We start from the raw sequence: 19,528 nt of genomic DNA on the forward strand, positions 1-19,528 counted from the left end.
ATTAGCCAAAAACGTATCGCGATTGCTGCTACACATGCCGTCGTGTATGTCTTAGAATAGTTTGAGCTGCTCATCGGTTTGTTTATCGCTGACACTGATGCCGAGCCCAATTAAACGCACTGGACGATTACGTCGTTGGTAGCCGATCTGTAGCAGGTCGGCAAAGACTTGTTGATCGAGTTGACTGGCGCGGCACTCCACCGTAGTTTGCTTAAAATCATTAAAGCGAATTTTGATATTGACCTTATTGATTTGTGAGTTGGTGCCAGTGCGTAGCACTTGTTTTTCAAGCTCGGCGTATAACACAGGAAGTTCTGCAACGCAGTGTGCGAAGTCGGGCAAATCGTGGGTATAAGTTTCTTCTATACTGACGGATTTGCGCTCAGAACTGGCGACAACAGCACGTTCGTCGGTTCCGCGGCAAAGCGCAAATAAACTGGCACCGAGTTTTCCAAATTGCTGTAATAAATCGGGCAAAGGCCAATGCAATAGATCCGCACAAGTCTTAATCCCCAATTGATGAAGTTTCGCGGCGGTGACTTTGCCAACGCCAAACAACCTATCGACCTCTAATTTCGCCACAAAGTCTTCCACTTGCTCCGGCAGAATCACATACAAGCCATCAGGCTTGTTCCAGTCACTGGCAATTTTGGCGAGAAATTTATTTGGTGCGACACCGGCTGAAACCGTAATGCCGACTTCATTGGCAATTCTATGTCGTATTTCCTGTGCAATTCTGGTCGCGCTTCCCTGTAATTGCTGTGAAAGGCTGACGTCAAGATAGGCTTCATCCAAAGACAAAGGTTCAACTAAGTCGGTGTAACTACGATATATGCTCAAAATTTGGCGCGACGCGATCCGATATTTTTCCATGTTAGGTCGCATGACGACCAGATCTGGGCAACGTTTCAAGGCTTGTGAGGTTGGCATAGCGGAACGCACACCAAATTTGCGTGCCGCATAATTGCAGGTTGCGACTACGCCGCGCTGGTCAGCTTTGCCTCCAATTGCCAAGGGGACTTCACGCAGACGTGAATCGTCACGCATCTCGACTGAGGCATAAAAGCAATCACAATCACAGTGAATAATTTTGCGTTGTACAGGCTTCATGGCGCGAAAAAAGAGGCAAGTTAAAATACTGGTTATTTATCCAGTATTTTAACTGATGCGACTATCTTTGCGTAGTTCTAAAACCGCTGGTCACAAATGCTAGTATTTGTAGCCAAAACCAAATGTGATTAGACTATTGGTGCGCTTAAAGTTATTACTCGGTTTGCTAGTGTAGCTGACTGCTGCGCTGGCATTTAGAGTCCAGCCATTCGCAACAACAGTTGCGAGACCGACGTCGAAAGTGCTGCGGGTACCAATGTCGGCACTACCAGGATAAATCGACCAGCGTTGTTTGATGCTCGATGTGGTACTTAATTTATGCGTAGATTCTTCACCGATTAATAGTTCCAAACCCTTTTTACTGCTTGGAGAAGGTGGAATGGTAGTCCCGAAACGCGTGTCAGAATAGCCAATACCCGTAAACAGATCAAAAGAAGTTTCGTCAGTCTTTATGAGCTTGAAACCAGCACCCGCATTCAGCGAATAGCGCGAATCAATATTTTGAATTTTGTTGGTTTCCAATTCGCTTCCGCCAAAGAAAAAGCGTGATTCTGACAAATTGTAGTCATAGCGACCGCCGAGGCGCAGTAGCTGAGCGGTGGTCGTCTTGATTTGATTTGCCGTATTACTGCCGTAGTTCATCACGGTGTAAAGCCCCAACTTGTCTTCCTTGCTGGCTTTAGTGGCATTAGCGCTCAAGTTAAATGTTTGAGCGATGTTCGTGCTAGACGCATAAGTCCCACCGACTGCAACGCCACCATGCCACACACCGTCTTGTAGTGTTTGAGCTTGCACAGCACCTGCGCTAATACAGCTCATGAGGCCTAGAGTGAAAAGGGAAAGTGACTGACGCAATGTGATGTGCAACATAAAAAATTCCTAAATTGAGGCTATAGTGGTTCGGATTATATAAGTTATCCTGAGTGCTTAGTTCATGTCGTCCGGACAAGGATTCCTTAACGATGCTCAAGGTATGCGAGTTGACACGGGCCACTAACTAAAGTTCGATGATGCCGACTCCGATTCGCCGACTAGTCCATCCTGCGTTGTGTATTCCGTACAAAGAAAGAATGAAATGGCAAGCTAGCTTAGCGACACTCAGACTTTTCTGTTTTACAATGCATCAGAAGGTGCAATGTTGTTTGCGTAGAGTTTCATCGTTCAAATTTACAAAAGAAAAGTGGTGACGCAATGTCCGGATATCTAAAAATTCTCCTGAGCCTGAGTCTATTGGGCTTAGGTGGCTGCGAACGCTTAGGCTTGGCTGATCCTGTGAAAGAGGCGGCGGCACGTGAAGCAGATGCGCGTGCGACCGGTAGTGCCTGTCGACATGCAGGGCGTGGGATCGAAGATTGCTACGCCTTGAACCCAGATGCGGCACGAGCTGCTGTGTATGCAGGCTGGAAAGAAATGAACGATTACATGCGTGAAAATAATATTGCGGAAATAAAACCAAATGCGAGTGCGAGCAGTTCCGCTGAGTCTTCGGCATCAGGATCTGAGCACGGTGCGACGTCTGCTAGTGCAAGCGCTAGTGCTAGTGCCAAGTAAAAATATATTCAGGAGATGAGATGCATCCGAATGCCCGTTTGATTGAACAGTTTTATCAAGCATTTCAAAACCTTGATGCTGCTGCAATGTGTGCCTGCTATACCAACGATATTCAGTTTTCCGATCCTGTGTTTACAGATCTGCGTGGGGAAGCGGCTGGTGATATGTGGCGTATGCTGACAGCACGTGCACAAGATTTTTCTCTGGTGTTTGATCAGATCGAAGCGAATGATACAGAGGGTAGTGCGCATTGGGTCGCCAGCTATTGTTTTAGTCAAACTGGCCGTCATGTGGTGAACGATATACACGCTAAATTTACGTTCAGGGACGGTAAAATTTGCCGACATCGCGATCATTTTGATTTGTGGAAATGGAGTCGCCAAGCGATGGGATGGAAAGGCTATTTAATGGGACGTTTCCCGTTTGTGCAGAACAAAATCCGGCATCAAGCGGCGAAGAATTTGCAAAAATTTTCTAAGAAATAGTTGATGGGCGATAAGCCTACTTTGGGGATACCTGCGATTGAAAATTCGATTATTGACGCAACAGTTCAACACGCCTGCGGTCAGGCGTTTTTTTGGTTTACTTAGTTGCTATTTACCCTTGTTATTATTGAACACAGCTTGTGTCACCGAGCCCGAAGCGCCGGTCACGTCGAAGACGGGAGTGACGTTGGTCGAACCAAAACCGCCAATCGTGTTTTCTGAAAGCTTGTCGCGTTCACCGTATGTGCACCAGGATATGAGTAACGCGCAGTGCAACTTGCTCGACGCACAAATTTTTCGCGCTGAAGTTTTGAAGCAAGTCAATCAATTGCGCGCCCATGAACAGACCTGCGGTGAAATAAAAATGGCGGCGAGTTCTGCATTGGTGTGGAACGAAAACTTGCAATTGTCTGCCTATGAACATGCAGCGCAAATGGCAGCAACGAATTTATTTTCACATACCAGTCTGGACGGCCGAGAACTTCGTGACAGAGTATTGGCGACCGGATATCAATACGCGATATTGGGCGAAAATATCGCTGCTGGTCAGGTAGATGTTCCTACTGTCGTTCAGGCTTGGTTGCGTAGTCCCTCGCATTGTCGACAGATGTTGCATCCTGAATTTGCGGAATTTGCAGTTGCTTGTGTTGCGAAACGCAATGCCTTTTATGTTCGCTATTGGGTGATGAATCTGGGACGTCAGCAGATTGCGAGATAGTTGTGTGCTAGTTGGATGTGGTAATTTCTAGCGTGCCATTCGTTAGACAGATATTTCTTGGATACCAGATTTTCTTCAGGCGCTCCAAAGAAACTGTAGCATCCGATTTCGCTTTCAAATTCTATTGGGTCATTCAATTTTCTACGAATGATTTGGCGACATACAATGAAACCTCTCCAGTGATGGGAGACTAATAGTTACTTGAACTTTGTTACTAACGCGCTGGCTTACCTATTCTTAAAACGAACCTATTTGGCAGATCCAATGTAAGTGATCATCACGCGCCAGAAGATGATTATCAAACTTGTGTTGGAGAGCCAACACAGGTGCTGTTCACAAGGAGTTGAAGAATGTATAGCTATAGAGACGGATCTTCGGCTTCAATTTTCAATACAATATCCTGATATTGGCGGTCTAAACGGTCCTCTCCAAAAACGCGTATGCAAACCACCTTAAGTCGAGGTTGATGCAGATATCAATTTGGACATGAGCTATCGCATTTTATTGTGAGTCGTCAGGCATCTTTCTGTCTTCGCGAAGGGGCAGTGGCAAACATTCGTTGGCGACAGCACAGACCTTTTCGGCATGTAAAAATCCTCGCAGGCGTGTGCTTATCGTTTGTCTTGGCGTAAATAGAGCGTTTGCTATTGGGTGTTGATTATTTTGAGATGTTCTCTTGTTTGGCTTTTTTGACCATGTCTCTGACATCAGCAAGCAATTGTTTTGCATCATAAACAATGCCGTCTTTGATCGTGTATTTAACGCCGCCCACCTGATTCACCTTGCCAGTTTTATCGAGGCGCATGTGGCCAGTGCCATAGAGAACTTTAAAGTTTGCCAGTGGATTTTCATCAAGAATTGCTAAGTCTGCCAGTTTTCCGGCCTCTACAGTACCGATACTTTGTTGTAGTCCTAATGCTTCGGCGCCAGATAATGTGGCTGCTTTCATGATCTCTAAAGGATGAAATCCTGCTTCACGTAATAATTCCAATTCTTCGATAGTGCCGAAACCATACACTTTATAAATGTATCCAGAGTCTGAACCGACAGTGACGCGTCCGCCACGGTTTTTGTAATCATTCACGAAGCGCATCCACATTTTGTAGTTCTCTTTCCAAGCGACTTCTTCCTCCGTGCCCCAGTCAAAAAAGAAGGAACCGTGGGAGTCTGGGTTCGCACTAAAAAATTTGCTTAAACTCGGCAATGTGTATTCGTCTTGCCAGTCAGCGCGGCGAGCGCGCATGACATCACGTGTAGCTTGATAAATTGTGAAAGTCGGATCGATGGTGAAATCCAGTTTTAATAGTTCATCCATCACAGCATTCCACTTCGCGCTGCCAGGTTTTGCGGCTTGTGCCCACAGGCGACCGGCTTGTGCGAAGCGTTGCTGTTCGTTTTGATAGTTATAGTCGGCGGGGTAGTTTTGCACCGTCTGCCCGTCAAATAAGGCTTCTGGCAGGCCATACCAATGTTCCATCGAAGTTAGGCCCCAGCGTGCGGTGTTCAATACATTTACACGGGCGACATCGATCTGTGCGTGATGACAGGCTGAGCGCATGCCTACTTTCTTGGTTTCTTCGAGTGCCGCTTGCAAAATATCTGGGCGATAGCCAAAGCATTTTAAGCCATCGGCACCTTTCGCTTTCATCTCACGAACCCACGCGCGCGCCTGTTCCGGATCGGTGAAAGGCTTACTCTGACCTTGTCCAAAAAAGGGGTAGGCGAGGATGCGCGGTGCGGTGATCTTGTTTTCTGCGCTGCGTTTCTTTTCAGTCAAACAGAATTCCAGTCCATTGCCGCAAGATGGGTCGCGAATGGTCGTAATGCCGTGTCCCATCCAAAGTTTGTAGACATACTCCGCCGGGGTACCTTGTTCGCTGCCGCCGATGTGACCATGCATATCAATCAAGCCCGGCATGACGTAGTGCCCTGCTAATTGCAATTCCTTGCCACCTTCTTTGAGTTGAGGTCTGTCACCTCGAACCGTTGAAGTCGGCGTTCCGACAATTGTCACTTGCGTAATTTTATTTCCTTCAATCACGATGTCCGCCGGTCCGAAAGCCGGTGCGCCGGTGCCGTTGATCACAGTCACTTCGCGTAAAATTAATTGCGTATAGGGACCTTGTCCTTCATGCCTAGCTGGCGCTGGAGTGACCTTGAAGTTATGTTCGTCGGCGAGCACGGCAGTGGTGCTCAACAGGCATAGAATCGATAGCAGATATTTATAATTTTTGTTCATCGTATTGTCTCCAAAGAGTTTTCTCATGTTGTGATGATGCCGCACAGATGTATGGAGTATTAAACAGAAGCTTAGTTCCAGCAAGAAATAATGATCACTGGTTATGGAGGTGTGCAGGGTTTGCAAAATAGATATGTTGATATCGGTTTGTTGTTTAAGACAGGATTTTTCAATCTGCCCATCGATATTGTTATTTGTGTTCTGACCACACGTTTTCCGTCATTTCTATGGCTCCTTGTTGCCTACCGCTCGCTATTGATATTTAATTTCTATTAAAATGCCTCGAAAAGCATCAAAAATCCTAATGGGAAATCTGGCCTGATTTGGCGTCGACCAGATCACATGTAAGAGAAATTAGAGTAATATTTGAGACTTACCATTGATTTCTTAGAGTTCGCCTAGTCATGCCTGAAATTATTCCTATCTTAAATACTGGTGACAGCGCAAAACGCGTTGATATTGTCATCGTCGCGGAAGGCTATACACAGGCCGAGCGCGATAAATTCGTGGTTGATGCCAATACCTTTATTACGACGTTTTTGGGTGCAGATAATGCGCGTTTGAATGCGCCATTTTCCACCTACAAGGGCTTCTTTAACGCGACTGCTTTATTTTTTGCCTCTACACAATCCGGCACCGACCAGCCCAATAGCAACGTCGAAGTGAATACTTATTTCAATGCCAGTCAACATGGCAGTGACGGGCGTCTATTGTACGGTGACGGCTATAAGGTTGAGTCAGAGGTACAAAAAGCCCTGGCTTCAAATGCGCATGAATTAGTGATCGTCTTGGTCAATACGCCTTTATATGGTGGTGCAGGTGGATCAATTGCTTGGGCTTCCGCTGGTAATCGATTGGCCTCTGAATTAGCTTTGCATGAAATCGGTCATAGCTTCGCAGGTTTGCAAGACGAATATGTGGACTCAATTGTCGCCAGAGATTTTCCACTAACTGCCACCGCCTTTCGCGAAAGCCCTCATGTTACGGATTCGCTTGGCCGCATTCCTTGGCAAGAATGGATGGGTTATGCTGATGGTGAGCTCGGTGTGATTGGTACGTACGAAGGCGGCTATTACCGTTCCAGTGGAGTCTGGCGTGCGACACAAAGCTCGAAAATGTTGTATTTAGATGTACCGTTTAATGCCCCTGAAAAAGAGGCATTCGCTTTGAAATATTATGAGTCGATCGGCGACTACTTATCTCTGACCTCGAGTTTTCCCGGCTTGTATACGCCGGTAACGCCTAACAATGCTTTATTTTCCTATACTTGGAAGTATGCGGGCACCGTCTTGAGTACAAGTACGCAAGCGAAAACATTCGACGCTTATGCCTACGGCGCAGCGAATACTGGTACAGGATTAAGTTTAACGACCATCGACAATACTGGCACCATTCGAAAAAATCTGCTGAGTACGCAGCAAGTTGAAACTATCAATATTAGTGACGCTGTAAAACAAATCAGCACCTTAAATTACGTGGTTAGTGCAACTGATGCGAACCAGATTTTGCGATTCGCCGATGGTAATAACTTGATAGAAATTCAAAATGTCCAAACTGCCAATAAGATTTATTTTGATGGTGGCGCAGGGCAAGACGTTTTAAAGTTTTCGGAATCACTTAGTACTGTTTCAAAATTGTATGTGGATCGGTTAGAGAGCGGAACCTACATGCTCGGTTTGCAGCAGCCAGCCACATGGGCGGTGCGGAACATTGAAAACGTGCAATTTCAAGATTTTTCAGTCAATTTGAATATTCATCAAAATGCTAAGACGATTTCAAAGTCCAGTCTAAAGTCTTTGGAAGATTTATATGTGGCGTTCTTTAATCGTATTCCTGATGCTGATGGCTTGAATTATTGGATTGACCAGCTCAAGGCAGGTAGATCCTTGGTAAGTATTGGTGATTCTTTCTATGAGTCGGCCTTGGCCTCGCCGGAATTAACTGGCTATCGTTCGGACATGACGTCCGAAAAATTTGTGAATACGGTTTATATCAATGTGTTGGGTCGACTCGACGGTGCAGATTCTGAAGGCTTAGCCTATTGGCTCAGTCAGTTAAACAGCGGTAAAGATACCCCTGGTAGTTTAGTTTATTCTATTTTGAATATCGCGCATGGTTTTAAGGGAACTGCTACGTGGGGGTGGGTCGCTGATCTCCTCGACAATAAAGCAGCTGTCGCAGATAAATTTGCTGTTGACTGGGGCCTGAACTACCTCAGTACAGAAACTTCAGTAATGAAAGGGATGGCAATCGCTGATTTAGTGACAGCAACTGACACGCAAGCTGCCATTACATTAATAGGTTTGTCGGAAGGGCAAATTATTTTTGGATGATTAAGCAGCCGCTTCGCACTTTGCGGAGTAGCGGAATAACGAAATAAGTAGCTAGTGAGCAGCAAACAGAAAGGCCGCGTGATCATCTCAGCGCGGCCTTTTTTTATTGCTTGTTCGTGGGATTACTCGTTATTTCTTTTCCAGGTGTTTGTTCAAGAATTTTTCGGCGCGATTCCAGAAGTCGATATTATTGTCCAAACGTCGCCAACCGTGACCTTCGTCTTTATAGACGATCCATTCGACGTCTTTGTTATGGTCTTTAATCGCGTTATAGAATTTCGTTCCATGCACCAGCGGAACTCGATAATCAGCTGCACCGTAAGCTAACATTAAAGGACTTTTTAGACGGGCCGCTTGTTCTAACGGTGAAGTCGCCTTTAATTGGGCGGCATCTTTTTCCTGATCGCCAATCAAGAACGGCATCCCAAATTTTTGCCATTGCTCAGAATTATCACTCCAAGAAACGTCATATAACAGATTGATGTCAGATACACCGACCCAACTGATACCACAACGGTAAAGTTCAGGATTACGAATTAAACCCATCAAGGTTGCATAACCACCGTAACTGGCGCCAGCGATACAGACGCGATCTGCATCCGCATAGCCTTGTTCAACCGCCCATTGACGTACATCGTCAATGTCGTCTTGCATCTTTAATCCCCATTGTTTCCAACCAGCTTGGAATAATTGTTTACCATAGCCTTCGCTGCCACGGAAATCCGGTTCTATCACAGCATAGCCGCGGGACGCCAAGAATTGCGTTTCACGATTCCAATTCCAAGAGCCGCCGCGCACATAAGGACCACCGTGTACCATAACGATTAAAGGTAATTTTTTGCCATTTGAATTTCTTGGTAGCGTCAGGTAAGTTGGTATTTCCAAGCCGTCCCGAGCTTTAACCTTCACAAAATTCTTGAAGGACATTTGGCGATCATCGATATCCGGACGAGTCACCCCTAGTGGGGTTAATTTACCGCTGGTAGTGTGATACAGGAAAGACATGCCAGGATTGGTATCTGAAAATGCGCCGACTTGTACAATTTCACCGCCGTTTTTGGGGAGCGAGATGGTATTGACTGTATTTGGCAACAACGCATCAACTTTGTCTTGAATTTTTTTGATATCGTCATTTAACCAGAGTGTGCCGTTGGCATCGGTCTCGTAGCGAATACCAATCAGTTTGTTCAATTTTTTGCTGAAAATCAGACTGCCATTAAAATCAAAACCTTCTAATTCAACCAGCGGTGTTGGCAATATTTGATTGTTTTCTAAATCATACTTATAAACTGATTTTGTGTTCTTGCCGTTGTACGCCGTGACATACAAACTGCCATCTGGACCAATTCGTTCAGGGGAAAAACCATCGTCTTTGACATTGTCGAATTCAATTAAGGTTCTCCAAGTGTCGTTTTTCGGATCTCGATAGAGGATCGTGGTGAGCTTTTCGACTCGACGAATAGCGATTCTCATTTCACCCTGTTCATCCATCATAAAGCTACTGGAGTTTAATGGGCTGTTGATACCCGTCATCACGCCGTCCACTGTATTGACACGCATCATAGTGGCTGATGGCGTCTTGCGCGTGCCACTAGGCTGGATGACGAAAATGTCATTCGAGTCTGGTGTGCCGACGACGCTTTGAAATTGATAGCGTGGGCTCAGTACGCGAAATTTCGCACTTCCTGCATTGCCGCGTTCGATGATCTCGCGTTCATTTTTTCCATCGATATCAATAGCAATTAAGCCCGGGCCCATTTTTTGTTCACCATCGGCGAGCTGGCGATCTGCCATGCTGTACACCACGCGGTGATTGTTGACCCAGCTAACCCGTACCACATCCAAATTTGAATATTTGGCGATGAGTTGCAACTTATTCGTGGCAGTGTCCATGATAGTCAAGGCAAGTCGTTGATCGGCGCCTGCCATCAACAAGGCAACGTGCTTGCCATCGGGAGCTAGGTTAGCGCCGCCAAAACTGCTCAATTTAAAGAAACTTTCAATGGCTGGTGCAGTGCCTGGATTTTGACTGTGCACTGCGGGGCTACAGCAGAGAAAAGCTGTGATCAACAGACTTCTCCAATAAGTATTTTTCATAGTGGCTTTCTGAATATGACTAAATAAACCATGGACATTTTTGTACTAAGTCGCGTTTTTTTCTTTTGTGAAAATCAAGCTTTTATGTTCATTGTGTGTAAACACAAACGCCCCGTTACCGGGGCGTTTGCTGTGCTGAATAATTAAGTCGAAGAAGACCTAATCACTAAGTCAGGTTCACCATTAGTTGAACTTGTATTTCGCGCTCAGAGTGAAATAACGACCGTAGTTGTTATGCAAACCTGTGTTGTAACCAGCTGTTGTATAGCCTGGATCATATGGAGCTTTGCTGTCGAAGATATTGGAGATATTCAAAGACAAGCTCAGGTTTTTGAAGCCTGTGTAAGTGTAGCCAAGACCAACTGTTGTCCAGTCAGGTACTTTGCAGCTTTCTTCAAATTCTTCAAAGCGTGGGTTTGCAGTGTTACGATTTGGCGCTGCATCCGTTGCTTTCTTCGTACCGTAGTAGCAGAACTCAGCTGGGTAAATCGTATCTGCATCACGATTACGCATCAGAGAAATACTACCAACATAGTTCACAGATGCGTTAACACTGTGTGGACCTTGGGTCCAGTTAGTCGACAAGCCACCTTTAAAGCGTGGTGTGTCTGGACCGCTGCTCAAGTTCCAATCGTAGAGGCCAGGACGCTTACCAGCGACGTTATGCTCGATATCACCCAAGACCTGAGCGATCTTGTAGGAGATTTGGTAAGAGCCACGCAATGACGTAGATAAGTTACCCCATGTACCTAAGTTATTACGCAAACGCAATTCCAAATCCAGACCACTGACTTCAGTCGCACCTTGGTTAATCCAAGGTTCTTTGATTGACAGCAATGGACCTGTACCTGGTACTGGAACGCCGTTCAGAGTTACCCAGTTAACTGGGTTTGGATCACGCACGATATTTTGTGGGAAACGATCTTCGTCTTTCAATGCTTGGAATGCGCTACCGAGCATGACTTCACCTTCTTTGCGAATCTTGTACCAATCCAACAATAAGTCGAAGTTTGCTGTTGGTGAAAGAATCAAACCAAAGGAGTAGCTCTTCGCTGTTTCTGGTTTCAGATCTGGGTTAGCACCGCCGGTACCAGAAGCAGATTTAGAGCAGTCAGCTGCCGTTGCATTTGGTTTTGGTGTTTGCTCGTCGTCTTCACAACGCTTTGGATCCCACAAACCACTCAAGAAGAATTGTGAACCACCTGGCAATACTTGTACCAGCGCTGGTGCGCGGAAGCCTTCTGCATACGTGCTGCGGAAGGACAAGATGCTATTGACATCCCATTTTGCGCCAACTTTTGGTACGAAATTCGCTTTCAAACCAGGGTATTTGTCGAAACGGCCAGCGAAGTCCATTTCAAAGTTTTTCAGGAATGGCGTGCGCAATTCGATGAATGCAGAAGAAACTTTGCGGCTACCGTCAATCACTGAGTTACTCAAACCCAGAATGTTACCTGAGGCCAAATCGGTATCTGGAGTCAAGACAATTTTTTCGTCACGGAACTCAACACCAGTTGCTAAACCAATTGCACCACCGCCCAATTTACCAAATTCAGTCGTTGCTTTCGCATCCCACTGCATGATTTCAGCTTTGCCGTTGTTCTTGACGTTCTTCATCAAAGTTGGGTCTTTGAACAATTCTGCCATTGATGTGCCAGTATTGATTTTCTTCAAAGTTGGGATATAGAAGAAATTGTCATACTCTTGCAAACGTTCAGAACGATTCCACAAAACCGCTGTTTCCCAGTCAAAACCGTAGTTAGAACCTTTCAAGCCCGCCAAAGCGCGTGCATTTTCATTGGTTGTAGTTTGAGTGCGCAGTTTGTCTTCCAAACGGACGGACACAGAAGCACGTGCTGTCGGGAATGGATTGTTTGGGTGACCAATAGGCAAAATGATTTGGAATGGATCAGCAATACCAGTCGACTTAAAGTTAGTCGTTTGACCAGTACCCAAAGTTGCGCCAGCGCCAGTGTATGGACGCTCGGATTTGGTGTACGCAACTTCAGCAAATGCACTGACATTGTCGTTGATCTTCAAACTACCAACACCCATCATGCTCAGATCTTTTGCTTCGCCCTGGGCTTCGCTATATTTATCTGCGTTGTAGTTACAAATTGTGCGACCGAACAAAATACTAGTTGGCAAAATCGCTTCACGTGCACCTAAGGTCAATTTTTGGGAATCTGGGCAGCTCATATCTGTCACCAGATTGGTTGCCATATTCGCGCGAGTAATACCAAAATTTTTGCTTCCTGGCGCTGTTTCTTTTTGAATCCATGCATATTTAGAAACTGAGCTTGAGTAAGCTGAAGCATAGCGACCATTCATGGTCAGGTATTTGTCGTATTCGATGTCAGTAACATCGGCACGTGCAACACGTTCACGCTTAGAGTAGTCGATAGAGAAGAACGCGTTGTAGCCGTTGCTTTCGAAGTCGCCGATACCGAATGTTGCATTGGCACGTTTACGACCAAAATTGCCATCATCGTTTGCGCTCAAATTGACGCCACCTTCAGCACCACGGAAATTACGCTTCGTAATGAAGTTGATAACGCCACCGATCGCATCGGAACCGTAGACCGCAGATGCGCCGTCTTTGAAAATTTCAACGCGTTCGATTGCGCTCAACGGGATACTATTTAAATCGTACAGTGTTGAATTGCCGTTGTTTGGATCAGCATAAGCAGATGGTGTCATGCGACGACCATTCAACAAAATCAACGTGGAAGTTGATCCCAAACCACGCAAGGAAGCAGTGGAAACACCCGCTGCAAATGTGCCGCCGGTGAGATCTTGATTCATATCAGCGCCCATGGAAGGCACTTGTTTCATCAATTCAGCGATGTTCGCTGCGCCGCTCTCAGCAATCTCTTTCGCCGAGATTGTATGAATTGGTGAAGTACCTTCTTTTTCGGTACGTTTAATGTTTGAACCTGTTACCGTGATTTTTTGTACGGTTGGTTCCGTCGTTGATTGCTGCGCAAATACGACGTGGGATGACGCCAAAGTCAGCGCCACAGCAATAACGCTGCGTTTTAAAGTGAATTGACTAGCCAAGATTTACTCCTCGAGATGTTTATTGAGTTCTTACACGGTTGTGGCGTGTGTTCGATTCTTCTATTCTGTATTTTTTATAGCAAGGTTTTTAGAAGACGAGACTACAGTGTCTACTCCTTCTGTATGGTGAAAGAGTAAAATAATTTACAAAACAAATTTGTCTCTACCAACGGCATAAATCCAAAAAATGTTAACTAAATCTATAATCTACAGAGAATTATCTCAACGATCCTTTGTGGTGTGGGGCTTTTGTGGTCACTAGGCGACATAAGCGATGTCTTTTTTCATTGATTTTTTTAAGATGATTAAATTGTCTATTTTTATAAATAATAACATGTAAGGAAAGTTTCATTTTTTGATGACTTAATAGTATTTACTGGCACATGTTGACCTGTGTGCAAACTCTACCGCTCGGGGAAAAACGCCCACTGTTTTCTTGTTTCACTGGAGTGGCAAGTATTAACACGGCATATTAAATATGCAATTTCAATCCGAAAAATTTCTAAGAAATATCTAGTCGAAACCTTGGCAAGATTTGCCTATTCGGCATTTGTGGACAGTTGAGTGTCGAAGCAATTGGCGCATTTGGACTTGCACCGAGTGATTAGCTATTTTGCCCTCGATTTGCTGATCACTATGATTGATCTGGATTTATCCGAAGAAAAGAACGCTATTCTGTTTTTGGGTAACGAACATGATGGAAGCTTCAATCAGTCATAATTTCTCCATGTCGCTGAGAATATCTAACTTGATGGGATGGGCAGCACTTTAGCCTGTTGAATCCTCGAACAAACAGGTGAAAGAAGTGAAGTCGCCGTGTTCGTTTCGCAGACTTCTTGCCATATTTAGGGCTTGGTAACGCGACTGTGTGTTCTCAATGCTCTTGGTGATTCACGATTTCTCGAAAAAGTCGGATAGCGTGGATTGATTCGCTAAACTCCCACGCTTGAATAAATTCTCCGCATAAAAAAAGCCCCGACGAATCGGGGCTTTTTTCTTATCGCTTGAATTACATCATAAATTCATATTAGAACTTATGGTTGTATTCACCTGTGAAGCGTACAGAACGTGCATTCGTGTAGCTGAGTGGACGCTCATAGTTAGCACTCATACGAGTACCGCTGTTGTAGCCTTCGACCACGTTTTGCAATGTTTGTGCATTTGTGACGTTAAATACATCCATCTTGAATGCGAAACCACCCAAGAATGCTGGTTTGTAAGTGACGTTCAAGTCCAAACGTTTGTCGAATGGCAGATTACCGATTTTGCCACGTGGAACCAATTGATTCGTTGCACTAGTTTCACCGAAGCAGAAGAATGCTTGGTTGCCGTAGTTTGGAGAATCGCCAGGATGTGGATCGTTACCCAAGCATGAACGTGGGCGACCAGATGCCAACAACAAGTTACCGCCAACTGACCATTCGCTGTTCAATTGATAGAAACCAAATGCTTTGATCTGATGTGTACGATCATTTGGCAACAAGCCTTCTGCGCCACGTTGAACTTCTGGGTAATCCCATGCTGCAGTAACAGAAACGTCAGCTTGGCCGTTATCGGAACGAACTTGACCTTCTGTATTACCGTAGCTGCGTGACCATGTGTAGTTCACTTTACCATACCAGCCATTGCGGAATGGATGTTCTAAGAACAGATCCAAAGCAGTGTAAGTACGGATAGCTTTAGTGAAGCCTAAATCTGCTGCACTCAATGCTACGTTGGTGTAATTACCTTTACCTGTAGTGTCTTGTACAAACGTGTTCGCGATACCTGGATTGAACAAGTAGCAATCAACACCGAAGTTAGGGTTAGTGATCGTTGTTTTAGTACGAGCTGCCCATGCATCAAACGGACGTGCATCGCACAAATCGTCGATCGTAGACTTCAATGTACGGTAAGTCATACGTGCACCAGAATTCCATTCTGGTGCCAATTGTTTTTCAAAGCCGAAAGTGATTTCGTCTTGGAATGTTGGCTTCAAATCTTTCGCAGCGAATGATTTAGCGTCTTTTGGTTGGCCATATTCATTGTTTGGAGAGATAGGATTCGTCAATTGCTTCAGACCTTGTGGCTGACCATTTGCATCTGTACCTGTGTAAGTGAAGTATTGCGTTGCATTGTAAGTCGCACCAGCCGCACGCAAACCAATGTTAGTTGGAATTGGTACAGAGTAACGACCTGCAGTACCGAATACTTTCAAAGATGCATCGCCATTCACGTCCCAAGAAACTGCTAAACGTGGATTGATCTCACCTGGTTGATCCAAGAATTTTTCACCTAATTTATTCTTGTTCAAGAAAGCTTCGTAACGAATACCACCAACAACCATCACGTTTTTAGTGACTTGGTATTTATCTTCGATGTAGAACGCAGATTGTTCGCCATGTGACTCAGTAACGTCTGAATAGTAATTCTTCGCAACATAGTAACCTTGCGCGCCATAACCACCGCCAGATGCAGTTGCTGGTACTGAACCGCCAGATACTGGAATTGGAATGTTTGGATTATCTGTTTTCAAATATGTCCAAGAACCACCGCCTGGTGTAGTTGCGCCACCGAGAGAGTCAGTTTTTGATTTATCGAAACCAGCACGGATTGTATGCTGGTTCAATTTATATTCCAAATCGAAACGTGCAGACTTAACCAAATCTTGGCTGCCAACACCTGGAACGTTTGCTGTGAATGATTGTGGATTTGTGTAGCTTAAGCCTGGTACGCGGTTTGCCACATCAGCTGTAACACCCATCGCAGTTGCGTTGTAACCAACCAGATTTGTTTCATGCTTAGACTTTGCTTGACCGTACATCGCTGTCAATGTCAAATCTTGTGTGATCTCGCCGACATACTTCAATGCATTTAATTGATTGCCGTTGTCATTGATGTTGCGATTTGTTTGCTCAGATGTAACTGTACCAACACGAGCACTAGTTGCGTAGTCGTAACCTGAACGCTTGATGTTCACAACAGGTGAATCGCCGATAGACATGAATTCTAAACGGTGCTCATCAGCAATATTCCAGTCAAACTTTGCCAAGTAACGATTCACAGTAGTTTTTTGATCGTTCCAGCCGTTGACTGCGTTTGAAGTCGCTGTACGAGTACCGTTGACGAAACCTTGATCAGTCTTAGTTTGTTCAGCAGAAATGATCATGAACAATTTGTCTTGAATGATCGGGCCGCTTACATAACCACCAACCAATTTGCTGTCAGCTGTATTTTGGTTGCGACGCAAATACAAAGTGCCGTCCGTTGCCGAATTGTATGAACGGCCAGTTTTTGAGTAGTAGATATCTTTTGGATCTGAGCGCAATGAATCTGGAGACCAGCTTACTGTTGCGCCAGCTTCCCAGCGGTTTTTACCAGATTTAGTGATCACGTTGACCACACCACCGATAGAACGACCGAACTCAGAACCGAAACCACCAGTCAATACCTGCGCTTCAGCAATCGCGCCGTACGGCAATTGAGATGCGCCGAAACCTGTCAATGGGTTCGTAACTGGGAAACCGTTGATGTAGTAGGAGTTTTCTGTAACTGCACCACCACCGAAGGACGCGCCGTTACCAGCAAAACGTGTATCGCCGCGCGTTGTATTTGGAGCCAATTGAACAATCGCTTCAACACTCTTCGCTACTGGCAAATTTTCCAATTGACGTGCTGTGAAAGAAGCACCGTTATTTGTGGAAGAAATGTCAATTGCTTTACGCGCGCCAGAAACTTGAACGACTTGTACTGTGCCAGCTGCTGCAGCGAAAGTCGCTTCAGTACCTTGGCCGAGTACAACATCAACTGAAGTGCTTTGATCAACTTTGCCGCCGCTCATCAAATCAACTTTGTAAGTACCGATAGGCAATGCGGTGATTTGGAAACGACCTGTTGCATCAGCCGTTGCTGTACGACGTACACCGTTGTCAGAGTTCAATACTTGTACAGTAGTGCCTGGTTTGGCTTTACCGAAAATAGAACCACCTGCATTGGATTGCGCCATCACTTCAGTTGGGATGCTAACAGCGACAACGCCGAAACCAAACGCAACAGTTAATGCATGTGCAACCAAGGTTTTCTTGAATACAGAATTTTTCTTGGACATGTAATTTCCTAGGTTAAAAAATAAAACAAAAGATTGCCAACGTGTTAATTAACAATCCTAAGACGAACCCTTCTAGCGGGTAACCAGTAGGGATTTCCCCTCCTACTAATGGATACAATCGCACTAATATTGTTTGCTAGCGAACTTGCAAGCATCTACTTACAAAAACAACCGCACTGCATGGAAACATTTTGACAGCTAGGGTGTCAATCTTTGTCTATGAAATGCGTGAAAAATACAACAGATTTGACGCGTAGTACGAATGCTTTAATTGCCAAAAACTATTTTTATTCTCATTTTAATTAAATAAAAAAATAGTGAACTAACAGGGACTGGAACAATGTTCATTAGTCAATTGAATGATTTTCTATTAATTCGGTCTCTGTTTGGTTAAAAATTGTCATTTCAGTTGTGCCCAAAACACGACTTGTTACAGTTCCTGCGAGGATAGATCCACTGACGTTGAGCGCGGTACGTCCCATGTCGATCAGTGGCTCGATGGAGATTAGTAGTCCCGCTAGCGCTACCGGCAAATTTAATGACGATAAGACAATTAGTGCCGCAAATGTCGCACCTCCGCCAACACCTGCCACGCCGATTGAGCCGATCGCGATAATGCCTACCAATGAAGCAATAAAAGAAAACGAGAGGGGATCAATCCCGACAGAAGGGGCGATCATAAATGCCAGCATCGCTGGATAGATGCCCGCGCACCCGTTTTGCCCCATCGCCGAACCAAACGATGCCGCAAAATTCGCTATCCCCTCAGGGGTACCCAAACGTTGCTGCTGTATTTGTACGCTCATAGGAATCGCACCTACGCTGGTGCGAGAAGTGAAGGCAAATGCCAGCACTGGAAAAATCTTTTGCAGATAGCGTTTGGGGTTTAAGCCACAAGCCGCGACGATCAGCATATGCACTGCAAACATGACGAGTATGGCGCTATAAGAGGCCAGCACAAAATTAATCAAATTGAAAATATCGTTTTTGTTTGATTTGGCAACGACTTGTGTCATTAAGGCGAAAACACCATACGGAGTTAGGCGCAGAATAATGGTTACCAGACGCATGACGATCGCTTGCGCAACTTCAATGAAGTGGCCAAAAGATTTGAATATTTCGGCCTTCTTCTCGGCAATCCCTGTCGCTGCAATGCCAATTAAAATCGCGAAGATGACGACTGCAATGGTGGAAGTTTTGCGCGCACCCGTCATATCAAGGAAGGGATTTTCTGGAATGAAGCTGAGCAACATACTTGGCAGCGTTATTGCTTTTGCACTTGCCAGCGTGCCTTCTAAATATTGACCACGGGCGAATTCTGCCGAGCTGTAATTAAGCCCCAAGGTCGTCAAGCCAAATAATTTTGCCATCAACAATCCGACTAAAGCGGCGATGATCGTGGTCCCAAGTAAGGTGCCGATTGTCAAACCACTGATTTTTCCGAGCGAACTGACATCTTTTAATTTTAATATGGCACTAATGATAGACACCAAAATAAGGGGAATGACAACCATCTGTAATAGTTTCACATAGCCAGTGCCAACAACATCCAGATAGGCATTGCTACTCGTGATGATGGGGGAGCCGACGCCGTAAATCATCTGAAAAACCGCGCCAAGCAAAATGCCTAAACCTAAGCCAGCAAAGACACGTTTAGTAAAAGAAAAATGTTTGTTCTGCAGCCAATACAGCAGGCCGCAAATGCCAAACGCTACACACAGGTTTAGAATTAAGGATACGGTTGGAAGGCTCATTGATTCGCTTATTCGCTTAGGTGGATGGGAGTGGGCATTCTAGCCCAGATCTTCTGCAGGCCGCTATGTAGAAATTTTTATAAACTTATTGGCG

General features: G+C 45.1%; 12 protein-coding genes. 5 read left to right on the top strand and 7 right to left on the bottom strand.

All coding sequences use genetic code 11. The features are described 5' to 3' along the window. Positions 1-51: 51 nt before the first annotated feature. Both dinB and ACO0KW_RS12570 read right to left on the bottom strand, forming a co-directional pair. Positions 52-1,110 carry a DNA polymerase IV gene (gene dinB / locus ACO0KW_RS12565; RefSeq protein WP_423053412.1) on the bottom strand — a complete coding sequence of 353 codons (1,059 nt, stop codon included), beginning with the start codon at positions 1,108-1,110 and terminating at the stop codon, positions 52-54. Between the two features lie 99 nt (positions 1,111-1,209). After that, a complete protein-coding gene (locus ACO0KW_RS12570) occupies positions 1,210-1,980 on the bottom strand; it encodes a DUF481 domain-containing protein (RefSeq protein WP_423053413.1) in 771 nt (256 codons plus the stop codon). Positions 1,981-2,301: 321 nt separating this feature from the next. On the opposite strand from ACO0KW_RS12570, the gene ACO0KW_RS12575 reads away from it, so the two are divergent. The 3 genes from ACO0KW_RS12575 to ACO0KW_RS12585 are packed head-to-tail and all read left to right on the top strand — an operon-like array spanning position 2,302 to position 3,864. Further along, the gene (locus ACO0KW_RS12575; protein WP_423053414.1) at positions 2,302-2,661 is read left to right on the top strand and encodes a hypothetical protein; all 360 of its coding nucleotides are present in this window, start codon (positions 2,302-2,304) and stop codon (positions 2,659-2,661) included. 20 nt (positions 2,662-2,681) lie between these two features. After that, positions 2,682-3,146 carry a nuclear transport factor 2 family protein gene (locus ACO0KW_RS12580; protein WP_423053415.1) on the top strand — a complete coding sequence of 155 codons (465 nt, stop codon included), beginning with the start codon at positions 2,682-2,684 and terminating at the stop codon, positions 3,144-3,146. Positions 3,147-3,183: 37 nt separating this feature from the next. After that, positions 3,184-3,864, top strand: coding sequence for a CAP domain-containing protein (locus ACO0KW_RS12585; protein WP_423053416.1), 681 nt, complete (start codon positions 3,184-3,186; stop codon positions 3,862-3,864). 658 nt (positions 3,865-4,522) lie between these two features. Here the strand turns inward: ACO0KW_RS12585 and ACO0KW_RS12590 are convergent. Continuing rightward, positions 4,523-6,103: an amidohydrolase family protein gene (locus ACO0KW_RS12590; protein ID WP_423053417.1), complete on the bottom strand. Its 1,581-nt coding sequence runs from the start codon at positions 6,101-6,103 to the stop codon at positions 4,523-4,525. A 404-nt stretch (positions 6,104-6,507) separates the two neighbouring features. On the opposite strand from ACO0KW_RS12590, the gene ACO0KW_RS12595 reads away from it, so the two are divergent. Continuing rightward, positions 6,508-8,436 carry a M64 family metallopeptidase gene (locus ACO0KW_RS12595; RefSeq protein WP_423053418.1) on the top strand — a complete coding sequence of 643 codons (1,929 nt, stop codon included), beginning with the start codon at positions 6,508-6,510 and terminating at the stop codon, positions 8,434-8,436. 129 nt (positions 8,437-8,565) lie between these two features. On the opposite strand, the gene ACO0KW_RS12600 is transcribed toward ACO0KW_RS12595, so the two are convergent. After that, entirely contained in the window at positions 8,566-10,533 is a 1,968-nt protein-coding gene (locus ACO0KW_RS12600; RefSeq protein ID WP_423053419.1) for an alpha/beta hydrolase family protein, read from the bottom strand. Between the two features lie 183 nt (positions 10,534-10,716). Continuing rightward, positions 10,717-13,593, bottom strand: a complete 2,877-nt coding sequence (locus ACO0KW_RS12605; protein ID WP_423053420.1) for a TonB-dependent receptor — start codon at positions 13,591-13,593, stop codon at positions 10,717-10,719. 564 nt (positions 13,594-14,157) lie between these two features. Here ACO0KW_RS12605 and ACO0KW_RS12610 point away from each other — a divergent pair. Then, positions 14,158-14,313 carry a hypothetical protein gene (locus ACO0KW_RS12610; protein WP_423053421.1) on the top strand — a complete coding sequence of 52 codons (156 nt, stop codon included), beginning with the start codon at positions 14,158-14,160 and terminating at the stop codon, positions 14,311-14,313. Between the two features lie 307 nt (positions 14,314-14,620). On the opposite strand, the gene ACO0KW_RS12615 is transcribed toward ACO0KW_RS12610, so the two are convergent. Together ACO0KW_RS12615 and ACO0KW_RS12620 are read right to left on the bottom strand one after the other, a co-directional pair. After that, positions 14,621-17,680 carry a TonB-dependent receptor gene (locus tag ACO0KW_RS12615; RefSeq protein ID WP_423053422.1) on the bottom strand — a complete coding sequence of 1,020 codons (3,060 nt, stop codon included), beginning with the start codon at positions 17,678-17,680 and terminating at the stop codon, positions 14,621-14,623. A 347-nt stretch (positions 17,681-18,027) separates the two neighbouring features. Beyond that, entirely contained in the window at positions 18,028-19,434 is a 1,407-nt protein-coding gene (locus ACO0KW_RS12620; protein WP_423053423.1) for an L-cystine transporter, read from the bottom strand. Positions 19,435-19,528: the final 94 nt, after the last annotated feature.

Origin of the sequence: Undibacterium sp. Ji22W (assembly GCF_049340305.1) — a bacterium.
GTDB lineage: Bacteria > Pseudomonadota > Gammaproteobacteria > Burkholderiales > Burkholderiaceae_D > Undibacterium.

What these genes read in the sequence shown, in the direction of transcription:
- ACO0KW_RS12590 (WP_423053417.1), bottom strand. Translation starts at nt 6,103, where the DNA reads ATGAACAAAAATTATAAATATCTGCTATCGATTCTATGCCTGTTGAGC.
- ACO0KW_RS12600 (WP_423053419.1), bottom strand. Translation starts at nt 10,533, where the DNA reads ATGAAAAATACTTATTGGAGAAGTCTGTTGATCACAGCTTTTCTCTGC.
- ACO0KW_RS12595 (WP_423053418.1), top strand. Translation starts at nt 6,508, where the DNA reads ATGCCTGAAATTATTCCTATCTTAAATACTGGTGACAGCGCAAAACGC.
- ACO0KW_RS12615 (WP_423053422.1), bottom strand. Translation starts at nt 17,680, where the DNA reads ATGTCCAAGAAAAATTCTGTATTCAAGAAAACCTTGGTTGCACATGCA.
- ACO0KW_RS12580 (WP_423053415.1), top strand. Translation starts at nt 2,682, where the DNA reads ATGCATCCGAATGCCCGTTTGATTGAACAGTTTTATCAAGCATTTCAA.
- ACO0KW_RS12575 (WP_423053414.1), top strand. Translation starts at nt 2,302, where the DNA reads ATGTCCGGATATCTAAAAATTCTCCTGAGCCTGAGTCTATTGGGCTTA.
- ACO0KW_RS12570 (WP_423053413.1), bottom strand. Translation starts at nt 1,980, where the DNA reads ATGTTGCACATCACATTGCGTCAGTCACTTTCCCTTTTCACTCTAGGC.
- dinB (WP_423053412.1), bottom strand. Translation starts at nt 1,110, where the DNA reads ATGAAGCCTGTACAACGCAAAATTATTCACTGTGATTGTGATTGCTTT.
- ACO0KW_RS12620 (WP_423053423.1), bottom strand. Translation starts at nt 19,434, where the DNA reads ATGAGCCTTCCAACCGTATCCTTAATTCTAAACCTGTGTGTAGCGTTT.